Annotated in this window: 11 protein-coding genes and 1 tRNA gene; all 12 read left to right on the plus strand. The window is 61.4% G+C overall.

Features of this window, described 5'->3' with window-relative positions; genetic code table 11:
• Window positions 1–64: 64 nt before the first annotated feature.
• The 12 genes from tuf (at window position 65) to rpsG (ending at window position 14,390) form a co-directional block, all read left to right on the plus strand.
• Window positions 65–1,258 carry an elongation factor Tu gene (gene tuf / locus CFE50_RS01415; RefSeq protein WP_027603089.1) on the plus strand — a complete coding sequence of 398 codons (1,194 nt, stop codon included), beginning with the start codon at window positions 65–67 and terminating at the stop codon, window positions 1,256–1,258.
• 54 nt (window positions 1,259–1,312) lie between these two features.
• Window positions 1,313–1,388, plus strand: a tRNA-Trp gene (locus CFE50_RS01420).
• A gap of 35 nt (window positions 1,389–1,423) precedes the next feature.
• Window positions 1,424–1,792 carry a preprotein translocase subunit SecE gene (gene secE / locus CFE50_RS01425; RefSeq protein WP_027601417.1) on the plus strand — a complete coding sequence of 123 codons (369 nt, stop codon included), beginning with the start codon at window positions 1,424–1,426 and terminating at the stop codon, window positions 1,790–1,792.
• Between the two features lie 11 nt (window positions 1,793–1,803).
• Window positions 1,804–2,337, plus strand: a complete 534-nt coding sequence (gene nusG, locus CFE50_RS01430) for a transcription termination/antitermination protein NusG (protein WP_007163096.1) — start codon at window positions 1,804–1,806, stop codon at window positions 2,335–2,337.
• Window positions 2,338–2,449: 112 nt separating this feature from the next.
• Window positions 2,450–2,881: a 50S ribosomal protein L11 gene (gene rplK, locus CFE50_RS01435; RefSeq protein WP_007163095.1), complete on the plus strand. Its 432-nt coding sequence runs from the start codon at window positions 2,450–2,452 to the stop codon at window positions 2,879–2,881.
• The gene (gene rplA, locus CFE50_RS01440; protein WP_007163094.1) at window positions 2,881–3,576 is read left to right on the plus strand and encodes a 50S ribosomal protein L1; all 696 of its coding nucleotides are present in this window, start codon (window positions 2,881–2,883) and stop codon (window positions 3,574–3,576) included. The genes rplK and rplA overlap by 1 nt, the downstream gene beginning before the upstream one ends.
• Window positions 3,577–3,784: 208 nt before the next feature.
• A complete protein-coding gene (gene rplJ, locus CFE50_RS01445; protein ID WP_017641868.1) occupies window positions 3,785–4,285 on the plus strand; it encodes a 50S ribosomal protein L10 in 501 nt (166 codons plus the stop codon).
• Between the two features lie 79 nt (window positions 4,286–4,364).
• Window positions 4,365–4,733, plus strand: coding sequence for a 50S ribosomal protein L7/L12 (gene rplL, locus CFE50_RS01450; RefSeq protein ID WP_017641869.1), 369 nt, complete (start codon window positions 4,365–4,367; stop codon window positions 4,731–4,733).
• A 224-nt stretch (window positions 4,734–4,957) separates the two neighbouring features.
• Window positions 4,958–9,031 carry a DNA-directed RNA polymerase subunit beta gene (gene rpoB, locus CFE50_RS01455; protein ID WP_286729829.1) on the plus strand — a complete coding sequence of 1,358 codons (4,074 nt, stop codon included), beginning with the start codon at window positions 4,958–4,960 and terminating at the stop codon, window positions 9,029–9,031.
• Between the two features lie 62 nt (window positions 9,032–9,093).
• Window positions 9,094–13,293 carry a DNA-directed RNA polymerase subunit beta' gene (rpoC, locus tag CFE50_RS01460; RefSeq protein WP_017641871.1) on the plus strand — a complete coding sequence of 1,400 codons (4,200 nt, stop codon included), beginning with the start codon at window positions 9,094–9,096 and terminating at the stop codon, window positions 13,291–13,293.
• Between the two features lie 165 nt (window positions 13,294–13,458).
• Window positions 13,459–13,830, plus strand: coding sequence for a 30S ribosomal protein S12 (gene rpsL / locus CFE50_RS01465; protein ID WP_007163089.1), 372 nt, complete (start codon window positions 13,459–13,461; stop codon window positions 13,828–13,830).
• Between the two features lie 86 nt (window positions 13,831–13,916).
• Window positions 13,917–14,390, plus strand: a complete 474-nt coding sequence (gene rpsG / locus CFE50_RS01470) for a 30S ribosomal protein S7 (RefSeq protein ID WP_007163088.1) — start codon at window positions 13,917–13,919, stop codon at window positions 14,388–14,390.
• Window positions 14,391–14,411: the final 21 nt, after the last annotated feature.

The raw sequence follows: 14,411 nt of genomic DNA on the forward strand, positions 1-14,411 counted from the left end.
AAATATCTGCCTTTGTTTTAATGGCGGCATTGCTTTGCTCAATTCGTGAAGGGAGAGAGTGTCGATGGCTAAAGAAAAGTTTGAACGTAACAAACCGCACCTGAACGTGGGCACCATCGGTCACGTCGACCATGGCAAGACCACTCTGACCGCAGCGCTGACCAAAGTCTGTGCCGACACCTGGGGCGGTTCCGCTCGTGGTTTCGACCAGATCGACAACGCGCCGGAAGAAAAGGCTCGCGGTATCACCATCAACACCTCCCACGTTGAGTACGACTCGGCGATCCGTCACTACGCGCACGTCGACTGCCCCGGCCACGCCGACTACGTGAAGAACATGATCACCGGTGCTGCCCAGATGGACGGCGCGATCCTGGTTTGCTCGGCTGCTGACGGCCCCATGCCGCAGACCCGCGAGCACATCCTGCTGTCCCGTCAGGTAGGCGTTCCCTACATCGTCGTGTTCCTGAACAAGGCCGACATGGTTGACGACGCCGAGCTGCTGGAACTGGTCGAGATGGAAGTTCGCGATCTGCTGAACACCTACGACTTCCCGGGCGACGACACTCCGATCGTCATCGGCTCCGCGCTGATGGCTCTGAACGGTCAGGACGACAACGAGATGGGCGTTTCCGCCGTGCGCAAGCTGGTCGAGACCCTGGACTCCTACATCCCCGAGCCCGAGCGCGCCATCGACAAACCGTTCCTGATGCCGATCGAAGACGTATTCTCGATCTCCGGTCGCGGCACCGTGGTAACCGGTCGTGTCGAGCGTGGCATCGTCAAGGTCCAGGAAGAAGTCGAGATCGTGGGCATCAAGGCCACCGTCAAGACCACCTGCACCGGCGTCGAGATGTTCCGCAAGCTGCTGGACGAAGGCCGTGCTGGCGAGAACGTCGGCGTGCTGCTGCGTGGCACCAAGCGTGAAGACGTGGAGCGTGGCCAGGTTCTGGCCAAGCCGAACACCATCAAGCCGCACACCAAGTTCGAGTGCGAAGTGTACGTGCTGTCCAAGGAAGAAGGTGGTCGTCACACCCCGTTCTTCAAGGGCTACCGTCCGCAGTTCTACTTCCGCACCACCGACGTGACCGGTAACTGCGAACTGCCGGAAGGCGTCGAGATGGTGATGCCGGGCGACAACATCAAGATGGTTGTCACCCTGATCGCTCCGATCGCGATGGAAGATGGTCTGCGTTTCGCCATCCGTGAAGGCGGTCGTACCGTCGGCGCCGGCGTGGTTGCCAAGATCATCGAGTAATCGATTGATCTTGGGCTGTCAGGCCGGCATAATGGTCGGCCTGATTCAAGTTACAGGCCAGTAGCTCAATTGGCAGAGCGGCGGTCTCCAAAACCGCAGGTTGGGGGTTCGATTCCCTCCTGGCCTGCCAGATTCCCATCTGGCACTCCTTACAGGATTCATGCAATGAGCATCAAGGCGGAAGCCAAAGAGTCGCGCTTCGATGCGCTGAAGTGGCTGGTGGTTGTCGTTCTGGTAGCGGTCGGTGTTGTTGCCAACCACTACTTCGCTGCTCAGTCCATCCTGTATCGAGTGGTAGGTCTGTTGGTGCTGGCAGCCATTGCTGCCTTTGTTGCCCTGCAGACCGCCAAGGGGCAGGCCTTCTTCGGCTTGCTGAAAGACGCCCGTACCGAGATTCGCAAGGTTGTCTGGCCTACCCGGCAAGAGACCACTCAGACCACGCTGATCGTGGTTGCCGTGGTGCTCGTGATGGCTTTGTTGTTGTGGGGGCTCGACTCCCTGCTCGGTTGGCTGGTTTCCACGATTGTTGGTTGAAAGGGTTCGCCGTGGCTAAGCGTTGGTACGTCGTGCATGCCTACTCGGGTTACGAGAAGCATGTCATGCGTTCGTTGATCGAGCGCGTCAAGCTGCACGAAATGGAAGACCAGTTCGGCGACATTCTCGTGCCCACCGAAGAAGTGGTGGAAATGCGCAATGGCCAGAAGCGCAAGAGCGAGCGTAAGTTTTTCCCGGGCTACGTCCTGGTGCAGATGGAAATGAACGAAGGGACCTGGCACCTGGTCAAGGATACCCCTCGGGTCATGGGCTTCATCGGCGGTACCGCCGACAAGCCGGCACCCATCACTGATCGTGAGGCGGACGCCATCCTGCGTCGTGTCTCCGACAGCAGCGACAAGCCCAAGCCGAAGACCCTGTTCGAGGCTGGCGAGACGGTTCGAGTGGTAGATGGTCCGTTCGCCGACTTCAATGGCGTCGTCGAAGAAGTGAATTACGAGAAGAGCCGCATCCACGTGGCGGTACTGATCTTTGGTCGGTCGACCCCTGTGGAGCTCGAGTTCAGCCAGGTCGAAAAGGTCTAGGTTGTCCGCATCCCTCACCCCGTAGCCCAGGCTGCGGGGTTTTGTCGTCACTGGGATATAGCAAGTAATTGGGGAGCCCCGCGGGGCGTTGAACCCATCATTGGAGTAGCACATGGCTAAGAAGATTCAGGCTTACATCAAGCTGCAGGTTAAGGCCGCTCAAGCCAACCCGAGCCCGCCGGTCGGTCCGGCGCTGGGTCAGCACGGCGTCAACATCATGGAATTCTGCAAGGCGTTCAACGCCCGCACTCAGGGCATGGAGCCCGGTCTGCCCACCCCGGTGATCATCACCGTGTACAGCGACCGCAGCTTCACCTTCGAAATCAAGAGCACCCCGGCTTCCGTGCTGCTCAAGAAGGCTGCTGGCATTCAGAGCGGTTCCGCTCGTCCCAACAGCCAGAAGGTCGGTACCGTCACCCGCGCCCAGCTGGAAGAGATCGCCAAGACCAAGAATGCCGATCTCACCGCCGCCGATATGGACGCCGCCGTGCGTACCATCGCCGGTTCCGCTCGTAGCATGGGTCTGAATGTGGAGGGCGTGTAATGGCCAAGCTCACTAAGCGTCAAAAGGCTATCGCCGAAAAAATCCAGGCTGGCAAGCAGTACGGCTTCGAAGAAGCTGCAGCCCTGCTGGCCGAGCTGTCCACCATCAAGTTCAAGGAGTCCATCGACGTCTCCGTGAACCTGGGCGTGGATCCGCGTAAATCCGACCAGGTCGTCCGTGGCGCCACCGTGCTGCCCAACGGCACTGGCAAGTCGGTTCGCGTTGCCGTGTTCACCCAGGGTGCCAATGCCGAAGCTGCACTGGCCGCTGGTGCCGAGAAAGTCGGCATGGACGAACTGGCTGCCGAAATGAAGGCCGGCGACCTGAACTACGACGTCGTCATCGCCTCGCCGGACGCCATGCGCGTTGTTGGCCAGCTGGGTCAGCTGCTCGGCCCGCGCGGTCTGATGCCCAACCCCAAGGTTGGCACCGTGACCCCGGACGTCGCTACCGCCGTCAAGAATGCCAAGGCTGGTCAGGTGCGTTTCCGTACCGACAAGAACGGCATCATCCACGCTTCCGTTGGCAAGATCGATTTCGAGCCCGTGAAGCTGAAGCAGAACGTTGAAGCTCTGCTGGCCGACCTGAAGCGCCTGAAGCCCTCGACCTCCAAGGGCATCTACGTCAAGCGCATCACCCTGAGCTCCACCATGGGTCCGGGTCTGCAGATCGACCAGGCTTCCCTGGAAGCCTAAGCAAGTTGCAAGTCGCCGTGCCCTCGGGCACGGCGCCAAGATTGGGGTCCCTGCCTGGCGGGGGCTGTCCAAGACCGTAGGGGACGCAGGTCTTAAACCGGGGAAACCCTAGCCTACGCAGATGGTGCTCCCGATTCGGTTACCGAGTCAGACACCAAAACGCCGCCCAGTCCATCGGGCGAAACGGTAACATCCAGGAGTTAAACCCGTGGCAATCAAACTCGAAGACAAGAAGGCTATCGTCGCTGAAGTCAACGAGGCTGCCCAAGGTGCCCTGTCCGCTGTCGTGGCCGATGCCCGTGGCGTGACTGTGGGTGCCATGACCGGACTCCGTAAAGAGGCCCGCGCGGCCGGTGTCTATGTGCGTGTCGTACGTAACACCCTGCTGCGTCGTGCCGTTGAAGGTACGTCTTTCGACGTCCTCAACGACACCTTCAAGGGCCCGACCCTGATCGCGTTTTCCCAAGAGCATCCGGGCGCTGCCGCCCGCATCTTCAAGGATTTCGCCAAGGGTCAGGACAAGTTCGAGATCAAGGCCGCCGCGTTCGAAGGCAAGCTCATTCCGGCTAACCAGATCGACGTACTGGCAACTCTGCCGACCTACGACGAAGCTGTGTCCCAGCTGATGAGCGTCATCCAGGGCGCTACCAGCAAGCTGGCTCGTACCCTCGCCGCCATTCGCGACCAAAAGGAAGCTGCCGCCGCCTGATCAGGCGTGCTGCGTTTCCTGCAAGTCTTTCTTATTATTTGCGGCCTGAGGCCGCACCCTGTTATAGGAATATAGAGTCATGGCTCTGACCAACGAAGACATCATCAACGCCGTATCCGAAATGTCCGTCATGCAAGTGGTGGAACTGATCAAGGCGATGGAAGAGAAGTTCGGCGTGACCGCCGCTGCCGCCGTTGCCGCTGGCCCGGCTGCTGCCGCTGCCGTCGTCGAAGAGCAGACCGAATTCACCATCATGTTGACCGAAGCCGGCGACAAGAAAGTGAACGTCATCAAGGTCGTTCGTGAACTGACCGGCCTGGGCCTGAAAGAAGCCAAGGCTGTCGTTGACGGAGCCCCGGGCGTGGTCAAGGAAGGCGTTTCCAAAGAGGAAGCCGAGGCTGCCAAGAAGTCTCTGGAAGAAGCAGGCGCCAAGGTCGAGCTCAAGTAAGTTCGGTTCTTGCGTCTACAGCCGCAACGTCTCACGTTCGGCTGATGGCTGGTGGCGAACGCCACCGGCCTTTTGCCGTTTTGTGCAGGGCGAGCATATCCGCCTGGCAAAACGCGCTGTATCCACCTCGCTCTCGGGGTGCGGCAAACCAAGGGTTTGCACGATTTTCCGGCTGCTCCCGTCGGAGAGGCCAAACAAGCTGGTGACCAAGCTGGGGAACGCTGATGGCTTACTCATACACTGAGAAAAAACGTATCCGCAAGGACTTTAGCAAGTTGCCGCACGTCATGGACGTGCCCTATTTGCTGGCTATCCAACTGGATTCGTACCGCGAATTCCTGCAGGCGGGCGCAGGCAAAGACCAGTTCCGCGATATCGGCCTGCATGCGGCCTTCAAGTCCGTTTTCCCGATTATCAGCTATTCCGGCAATGCGGCCCTGGAATACGTCGGCTATCGCCTAGGCGAGCCGGCTTTCGATGTGAAGGAATGCGTCCTGCGCGGCGTGACCTTCGCCGTCCCGCTGCGGGTCAAGGTTCGCCTGATCATTTTCGACCGCGAGTCGTCGAACAAGGCGATCAAGGACATCAAGGAGCAGGAAGTCTACATGGGGGAAATCCCCCTGATGACCGAGAACGGTACCTTCATCATCAACGGTACCGAGCGTGTCATCGTGTCCCAGCTGCACCGCAGCCCGGGCGTGTTCTTCGATCACGACCGCGGCAAGACCCACAGCTCGGGCAAGCTGCTGTACTCGGCGCGCATCATTCCCTACCGCGGCTCCTGGCTGGACTTCGAGTTCGACCCCAAGGACGCCGTCTTCGTGCGTATCGACCGTCGCCGCAAGCTGCCGGCCTCGGTACTGCTGCGCGCGCTCGGCTACAGCACCGAAGAAGTGCTGGATGCCTTCTATGACACCAACGTCTTCCACATCAAGGGCGAGACCCTGAATCTGGAGCTGGTGCCCCAGCGCCTACGTGGTGACATCGCCAGCTTCGACATCAAGGACGAAACCGGCAAGGTGATCGTAGAGCAGGGCCGTCGCGTGACCGCTCGCCACATCAACCAGCTGGAGAAGTCCGGCATCACCGAACTGGAAGTGCCCTTCGATTACGTCATTGGCCGTACCACCGCCAAGGCCATCGTGCACCCGTCCACCGGCGAGATCATCGCCGAGTGCAACACCGAGCTGACCCTGGACATGCTGGCCAAGATGGCCAAGGCCAATGTCGTGCGGCTCGAGACGCTGTACACCAACGACATCGACTGTGGTCCGTTCATCTCCGATACCCTGAAGATCGATTCCACCGGCAACCAGCTGGAAGCCCTGGTCGAGATCTATCGGATGATGCGTCCTGGCGAGCCGCCGACCAAGGAAGCTGCCGAGACCCTGTTCAACAACCTGTTCTTCAGCGCCGAGCGTTACGACCTGTCCGCCGTCGGCCGCATGAAGTTCAACCGCCGTATCGGTCGCGATGCCATCGAAGGCTCGGGCGTCCTGAGCCGCGAAGACATCGTCGACGTGCTCAAGACCCTGGTCGACATCCGTAACGGCAAGGGCATCGTCGACGACATCGACCACCTGGGCAACCGTCGCGTCCGTTGCGTCGGTGAAATGGCCGAGAACCAGTTCCGCGTGGGCCTGGTGCGGGTGGAGCGTGCCGTCAAGGAACGCCTGTCCATGGCCGAAAGCGAAGGCCTGATGCCGCAGGATCTGATCAACGCCAAGCCGGTGGCTGCCGCGATCAAGGAATTCTTCGGTTCCAGCCAGCTATCCCAGTTCATGGACCAGAACAACCCGCTGTCGGAGATCACCCACAAGCGCCGCGTCTCCGCACTCGGCCCGGGCGGTCTGACCCGTGAGCGCGCCGGCTTCGAAGTCCGTGACGTACACCCGACGCACTACGGCCGGGTCTGCCCGATCGAAACGCCGGAAGGTCCGAACATCGGCCTGATCAACTCCCTGGCTGCCTATGCCCGCACCAACCAGTACGGCTTCCTCGAAAGCCCGTACCGCATGGTCAAGGACGGCGTGGCCACCGACGAGATCGTCTTCCTGTCGGCCATCGAAGAAGCCAACCACGTGATCGCTCAGGCCTCCGCCGGGCTGGACGACAACAACCGGCTGATCGACGAGCTGGTGGCCGTGCGTCACCTGAACGAATTCACCGTCAAGGCGCCTGAAGACGTCACCCTGATGGACGTTTCGCCCAAGCAGGTCGTCTCCGTCGCCGCCTCGCTGATTCCGTTTCTCGAGCACGACGACGCCAACCGTGCGTTGATGGGTTCGAACATGCAGCGTCAGGCCGTGCCGACCCTGCGTTCGGACAAGCCGCTGGTGGGTACCGGCATGGAGCGCAACGTCGCCCGTGACTCCGGCGTCTGCGTCGTGGCCCGTCGTGGCGGCGTGATCGACTCCGTCGATGCCAGCCGTATCGTGGTGCGGGTCAACGATGACGAAGTCGAGACCGGTGAAGCCGGCGTCGACATCTACAACCTGACCAAGTACACCCGTTCCAACCAGAACACCTGCATCAACCAGCGTCCGCTGGTGAGCAAGGGTGATCAGGTGGCCAAGTTCGACATCCTGGCCGATGGCCCCTCGACCGACATGGGCGAGCTGGCACTGGGTCAGAACATGCGCGTGGCCTTCATGCCCTGGAACGGCTTCAACTTCGAAGACTCCATCTGTCTGTCGGAGCGCGTGGTCCAGGAAGATCGCTTCACCACCATCCACATCCAGGAACTGACCTGTGTGGCCCGTGACACCAAGCTCGGCCCGGAGGAGATCACCTCCGACATTCCGAACGTGGGTGAGGCTGCGCTGAACAAGCTGGACGAGGCCGGTATCGTCTATGTCGGTGCCGAGGTCGGTGCCGGTGACATCCTGGTCGGCAAGGTCACGCCCAAGGGCGAAACCCAGCTGACCCCGGAAGAGAAGCTGCTGCGCGCCATCTTCGGCGAGAAGGCCAGCGATGTTAAGGACACCTCCCTGCGCGTGCCCACCGGCACCAAGGGTACCGTCATCGACGTCCAGGTCTTCACTCGTGACGGTGTCGAGCGCGACTCCCGCGCCCTGGCCATCGAGAAGTCCCAGCTCGACGAGATCCGCAAGGATCTGAACGAAGAGTTCCGCATCGTCGAAGGCGCGACCTTCGAGCGTCTGCGTCAGGCTCTGGTCGGTCAGGTCGCCGAAGGCGGTCCGGCGGTCAAGAAGGGTGCCGTCATCACCGACGAGTACCTGAACGGCCTCGAGCGCGGTCAGTGGTTCAAGCTGCGCATGGCGGAAGATGCTCACAACGAGCAGCTGGAAAAGGCCCAGGCCTACCTGTCCGACCGTCGCCAGCTGCTGGACGACAAGTTCGAAGACAAGAAGCGCAAGCTGCAGCAGGGCGATGACCTGGCGCCGGGCGTACTGAAGATCGTCAAGGTCTACCTCGCCATCAAGCGCCGCATCCAGCCGGGCGACAAGATGGCCGGTCGCCATGGTAACAAGGGTGTGGTCTCGGTGATCATGCCGGTCGAAGACATGCCCTACGACGCCAACGGCACGCCGGTGGACATCGTGCTGAACCCGCTGGGCGTACCTTCGCGGATGAACGTCGGTCAGATCCTCGAAACCCACCTGGGCCTCGCGGCCAAGGGTCTGGGCGAGAAGATCAACGTGATGATCGAAGAGCAGCGCAAGGTCGCCGAACTGCGTGGCTTCCTGCACGAGATCTACAACGAGATCGGCGGCCGTCAGGAGAAGCTGGACGACCTGAGCGATCAGGAAATCCTCGACCTGGCGAAGAACCTGCGCGGTGGTGTCCCCATGGCCACGCCGGTGTTCGACGGTGCCAAGGAGCGCGAGATCAAGGCTATGCTGAAGCTGGCCGATCTGCCCGAGAGCGGCCAGATGCGTCTGTACGACGGCCGCACCGGCAACGCCTTTGAGCGCACCACTACCGTCGGCTACATGTACATGCTCAAGCTGAACCACCTGGTGGACGACAAGATGCACGCCCGTTCCACCGGTTCCTACAGCCTGGTTACCCAGCAGCCGCTGGGTGGTAAGGCGCAGTTCGGTGGTCAGCGTTTCGGGGAGATGGAGGTCTGGGCACTGGAGGCCTATGGCGCGGCTTACACCCTGCAGGAAATGCTCACGGTGAAGTCGGACGATGTGAACGGCCGGACCAAGATGTACAAGAACATCGTGGACGGGGATCACCGCATGGAGGCCGGCATGCCCGAGTCCTTCAACGTACTGATCAAGGAAATCCGCTCGCTCGGCATCGATATCGAACTGGAAACCGAATAACACGAGACCCTAGAGGAGGCGACCGCGCGGCGGTCGCCTCCGGTCCGTGAGGAGGAAAGGCCTTGAAAGACTTGCTCAATCTGTTGAAAAACCAGGGTCAACTCGAGGAGTTCGATGCCATCCGTATCGGTCTGGCCTCGCCCGAGATGATTCGTTCCTGGTCGTTCGGTGAAGTGAAGAAGCCGGAGACCATCAACTACCGTACCTTCAAGCCCGAGCGCGATGGTCTGTTCTGCGCCAAGATCTTTGGCCCGGTCAAGGACTACGAGTGCCTGTGCGGAAAGTACAAGCGCCTCAAGCACCGCGGTGTGATCTGCGAGAAGTGCGGCGTGGAAGTCGCCCTGGCCAAGGTGCGCCGCGAGCGCATGGGCCACATCGAGCTGGCTTCGCCCGTCGCCCACATCTGGTTCCTGAAGTCGCTGCCGTCCCGTATCGGCCTGCTGCTGGACATGACCCTGCGTGACATCGAGCGCGTGCTCTATTTCGAGAGCTACGTGGTGATCGATCCGGGCATGACCACCCTCGAGAAGTACCAGCTGCTCAATGACGAGCAGTACTTCGAGGCACTGGAAGAGTTCGGCGACGACTTCGACGCCCGCATGGGTGCGGAAGCCGTGTTCCAACTGCTCGGCGCCATTGATCTGGAGCACGAGATCGGCCGCCTGCGCGAAGAGATTCCGCAGACCAATTCCGAGACCAAGATCAAGAAGCTGTCCAAGCGCCTGAAGCTGATGGAAGCCTTCCAGGGCTCCGGCAACAAGCCGGAGTGGATGGTCATGACCGTGCTGCCCGTGCTGCCGCCGGACCTGCGTCCGCTGGTGCCGCTGGATGGCGGCCGCTTCGCGACCTCCGACCTGAACGATCTCTATCGTCGCGTCATCAACCGGAACAACCGCCTCAAGCGGCTGCTCGACCTGGCTGCGCCCGACATCATCGTGCGCAACGAGAAGCGCATGCTGCAGGAAGCCGTTGACGCCCTGCTGGACAACGGCCGTCGCGGTCGTGCCATCACCGGTTCCAACAAGCGCCCGCTGAAGTCCCTGGCCGACATGATCAAGGGCAAGCAGGGTCGTTTCCGTCAGAACCTGCTGGGCAAGCGCGTCGACTACTCCGGTCGTTCCGTGATTACCGTGGGCCCGACCCTGCGTCTGCACCAATGCGGTCTGCCCAAGAAGATGGCTCTGGAGCTGTTCAAGCCGTTCATCTTCGGCAAGCTGGAAGCCCGCGGCATGGCGACCACCATCAAGGCCGCCAAGAAGATGGTCGAGCGCGAACTGCCCGAGGTCTGGGACGTTCTCGCCGAAGTCATCCGCGAACACCCCGTGCTGCTCAACCGCGCCCCGACCCTGCACCGTCTGGGTATCCAGGCGTTCGAGCCGGTCCTCATCGAAGGCAAGGCGATCCAGCTGCACCCGCTGGTCTGCGCCGCGTACAACGCCGACTTCGACGGTGACCAGATGGCCGTGCACGTGCCGCTGACGCTGGAAGCCCAGCTGGAAGCGCGCGCTCTGATGATGTCGACCAACAACATCCTGTCGCCCGCCAACGGCGAGCCGATCATCGTGCCGTCGCAGGACGTGGTTCTGGGTCTGTACTACATGACCCGTGAAGCCATTAACGCCAAGGGCGAAGGCCGCGTGTTCGCCGACCTGCAGGAAGTCGATCGCGTCTTCCGTGCCGGCGAAGCCGCCCTGCACGCCAAGGTCAAGGTGCGCATCAACGAGACCATCCGTCACAAGGACGGCAGCCTGACCAAGAACACCCGCATCGTCGACACCACCGTCGGCCGCGCGCTGTTGTTCCAGGTCGTGCCCGCCGGTCTGCCGTACGACGTGGTCAACCAGTCGATGAAGAAGAAGGCCATCTCCAAGCTGATCAACCACTGCTACCGCGTGGTGGGTCTCAAGGACACCGTCATCTTCGCCGACCAGCTGATGTACACCGGTTTCGCCTATTCGACCCTGTCCGGCGTCTCCATCGGCGTCAACGACTTCGTCATTCCGGACGAGAAGGCCCGCATCATCGATGCCGCCACCGCCGAGGTGAAGGAGATCGAGAGCCAGTACGCCTCCGGCCTGGTGACCCAGGGCGAGAAGTACAACAAGGTGATCGACCTCTGGTCCAAGGCCAACGACGAAGTGTCCAAGGCGATGATGACCAACCTCTCGAAAGAGAAGGTCATCGACCGCGAGGGCAAGGAAGTCGACCAGGAGTCCTTCAACTCCATGTACATGATGGCCGATTCCGGCGCCCGGGGTTCCGCGGCCCAGATTCGTCAGCTCGCCGGCATGCGTGGCCTGATGGCCAAGCCGGACGGCTCCATCATCGAGACGCCTATCACCGCCAACTTCCGTGAAGGACTGAACGTACTCCAGTACTTCATCTCCACCCACGGTGCCCGTAAGGGTCTGGCGGATACCGCCCTGAAGACCGCGAACTCCGGTTACCTGACCCGTCGTCTCGTCGACGTGGCCCAGGATCTGGTGGTGACCGAGGTCGACTGCGGTACCGAGCGCGGCCTGATCATGACCCCGCACATCGAAGGCGGCGACGTGGTCGAGCCCCTGGGTGAGCGCGTTCTGGGTCGGGTCATCGCCCGCGACGTGCCCAAGCCGGGTACCGAAGAGATCATCGTGCCGGCCGGCACCCTGGTCGACGAGCGCTGGGTCGAGTTCCTCGAGCTCAACAGCGTCGACGAAGTCGTGGTGCGTTCGCCGATCACCTGCGAAACCCGTCATGGCATCTGCGCCAAGTGCTACGGTCGCGATCTGGCCCGTGGTCACCAGGTCAACATCGGTGAAGCGGTCGGCGTCATTGCTGCCCAGTCCATCGGTGAGCCGGGTACCCAGCTGACCATGCGTACCTTCCACATCGGTGGTGCGGCCAGCCGGACCTCCGCGGCCGACAGCGTCCAGGTCAAGAACGGCGGTGCCATCCGCCTGCACAACCTGAAGCACGTCGAACGTGCCGATGGCGCCCTGGTTGCCGTGTCCCGTTCCGGTGAGCTGGCCATCGCCGACGACTTCGGTCGTGAGCGCGAGCGCTACAAGCTGCCCTACGGTGCGGTGATTTCGGTCAAGGAAGGCGACAAGGTCGACGCTGGCGCCATCGTGGCCAAGTGGGACCCGCACACCCACCCCATCGTCACCGAGATGGACGGTACCGTGGCCTTCGTCGGCATGGAGGAGGGCATCACCATCAAGCGCCAGACCGACGAACTGACCGGTCTGACCAACATCGAGGTGCTCGACGCCAAGGATCGCCCGACTTCCGGCAAGGACATCCGTCCGGCCGTCAAGCTGATCGACGCCAACGGCAAGGACCTGCTGCTGCCGGGTACCGACGTACCGGCCCAGTACTTCCTGCCGCCGAACGCGCTGGTCAACCTGAGCGACGGTGCCAAGGTGCATGTGGGTGACGTTATCGCCCGTATCCCCCAGGAAACCTCCAAGACCCGCGACATCACCGGTGGTCTGCCCCGCGTGGCCGACCTCTTCGAAGCGCGTCGTCCCAAGGAGCCGGCAATCCTGGCGGAGATCAGCGGTACCATCTCCTTCGGCAAGGAAACCAAGGGCAAGCGTCGTCTGGTCATCACCCCGACCGACGGCACCGATCCCTACGAGGAGCTGATTCCGAAGTGGCGCCACCTGAACGTCTTCGAAGGCGAACAGGTAAGCCGCGGCGAAGTCATCTCCGACGGTCCGAGCAACCCGCACGACATCCTGCGTCTGCTGGGTGTCAGCGCGCTGGCCAAGTACATCGTCAACGAGATCCAGGACGTGTACCGCCTGCAGGGCGTGAAGATCAACGACAAGCACATCGAGACCATCCTGCGCCAGATGCTGCGCAAGGTCGAGGTGAGCGACACCGGCGACTCCAGCTTCATCAAGGGCGATCAGGTCGAACTGACCCACGTCCTGGAAGAGAACGAGCAGCTGGTCGGCAATGATCGCTTCGTCGCCAAGTACGAGCGCGTGCTGCTGGGTATCACCAAGGCTTCGCTGTCCACCGAGTCCTTCATCTCGGCCGCTTCCTTCCAGGAGACCACCCGTGTCCTGACCGAAGCCGCCGTGACCGGCAAGCGCGACTTCCTGCGCGGCCTGAAGGAAAACGTGGTGGTGGGTCGTCTGATCCCGGCCGGTACCGGTCTGGCCTACCACAGCGAGCGCAAGCGCCAGCGCGAACTCGGCAAGCCGCAGCGCGTGAGCGCCAGCGAGGCCGAAGCCGCCCTGACCGAAGCGCTGAACTCCAGCGCCAGCTGAGTTCGGTAGCAGGTCTCGCTTGACAAAGCCCCCGGCGCCCTAGGCGTCCGGGGGCTTTGTCTTGACTGGAGCGCTGAAGCTCTTTAGACTTTCGTTCCCCGAAAATGGGCAGGACTGACGTTCTGCTATTTCGTTTATGTCGCAAGACAATCAGTGGAGCTATAGATGGCAACTATCAACCAGCTGGTGCGTAGTGCACGCAAGCGTATCGTCGAGAAATCCGACGTACCTGCGCTGCAAAACTGCCCGCAACGTCGTGGCGTGTGCACCCGCGTGTACACCACCACTCCCAAGAAGCCCAACTCCGCACTGCGGAAGGTCTGCCGTGTGCGTCTGACCAACGGCTTCGAAGTCACCTCCTACATCGGCGGTGAAGGTCACAACCTGCAGGAACACAGCGTCGTGCTGATCCGCGGTGGCCGGGTCAAGGATCTGCCGGGTGTGCGTTATCACACCGTGCGCGGCTCGCTGGACACCACCGGTGTGAAGGACCGCAAGCAGGGCCGTTCCAAGTACGGCACCAAGCGTCCGAAGTAATCACCTTTCTTTTTGTTCGAGTCGATAAGAGTAAGGTCGGGCAACGAGTCCCGAGCTAACCTGAAGACCGTTTTGAGGGCTTATCAATGCCAAGACGTCGTGTAGCGGCCAAGCGCGAAATACTTGACGATCCGAAATACGGAAGCCAGATCCTGGCCAAGTTCATGAACCACGTGATGGAGAGCGGCAAGAAAGCCGTTGCCGAGCGTATCGTTTATGGTGCTCTGGACAAGGTCAAAGAGCGTTCCAAGAATGCCGAACCCCTGGAAGTTTTCGAAAAAGCGCTCGACGCCATCGCTCCGCTGGTCGAAGTGAAGTCCCGCCGTGTCGGCGGTGCTACCTACCAGGTGCCGGTTGAGGTTCGTCCTTCCCGTCGTAATGCCCTGGCCATGCGCTGGCTGGTGGACTCCGCGCGCAAGCGTGGTGAGAAGTCCATGGCTCTGCGCCTGGCGGGTGAACTCATGGACGCTTTTGAAGGCAAGGGTGCCGCAGTCAAGAAGCGCGAAGACGTGCATCGCATGGCAGAAGCCAACAAGGCCTTCTCGCACTACCGCTTCTAAGCCTAGCGCTTCCAATCAAGC

The organism is Pseudomonas sp. PGPPP4 (assembly GCF_002256045.1).
GTDB lineage: Bacteria > Pseudomonadota > Gammaproteobacteria > Pseudomonadales > Pseudomonadaceae > Chryseomonas > Chryseomonas oryzihabitans.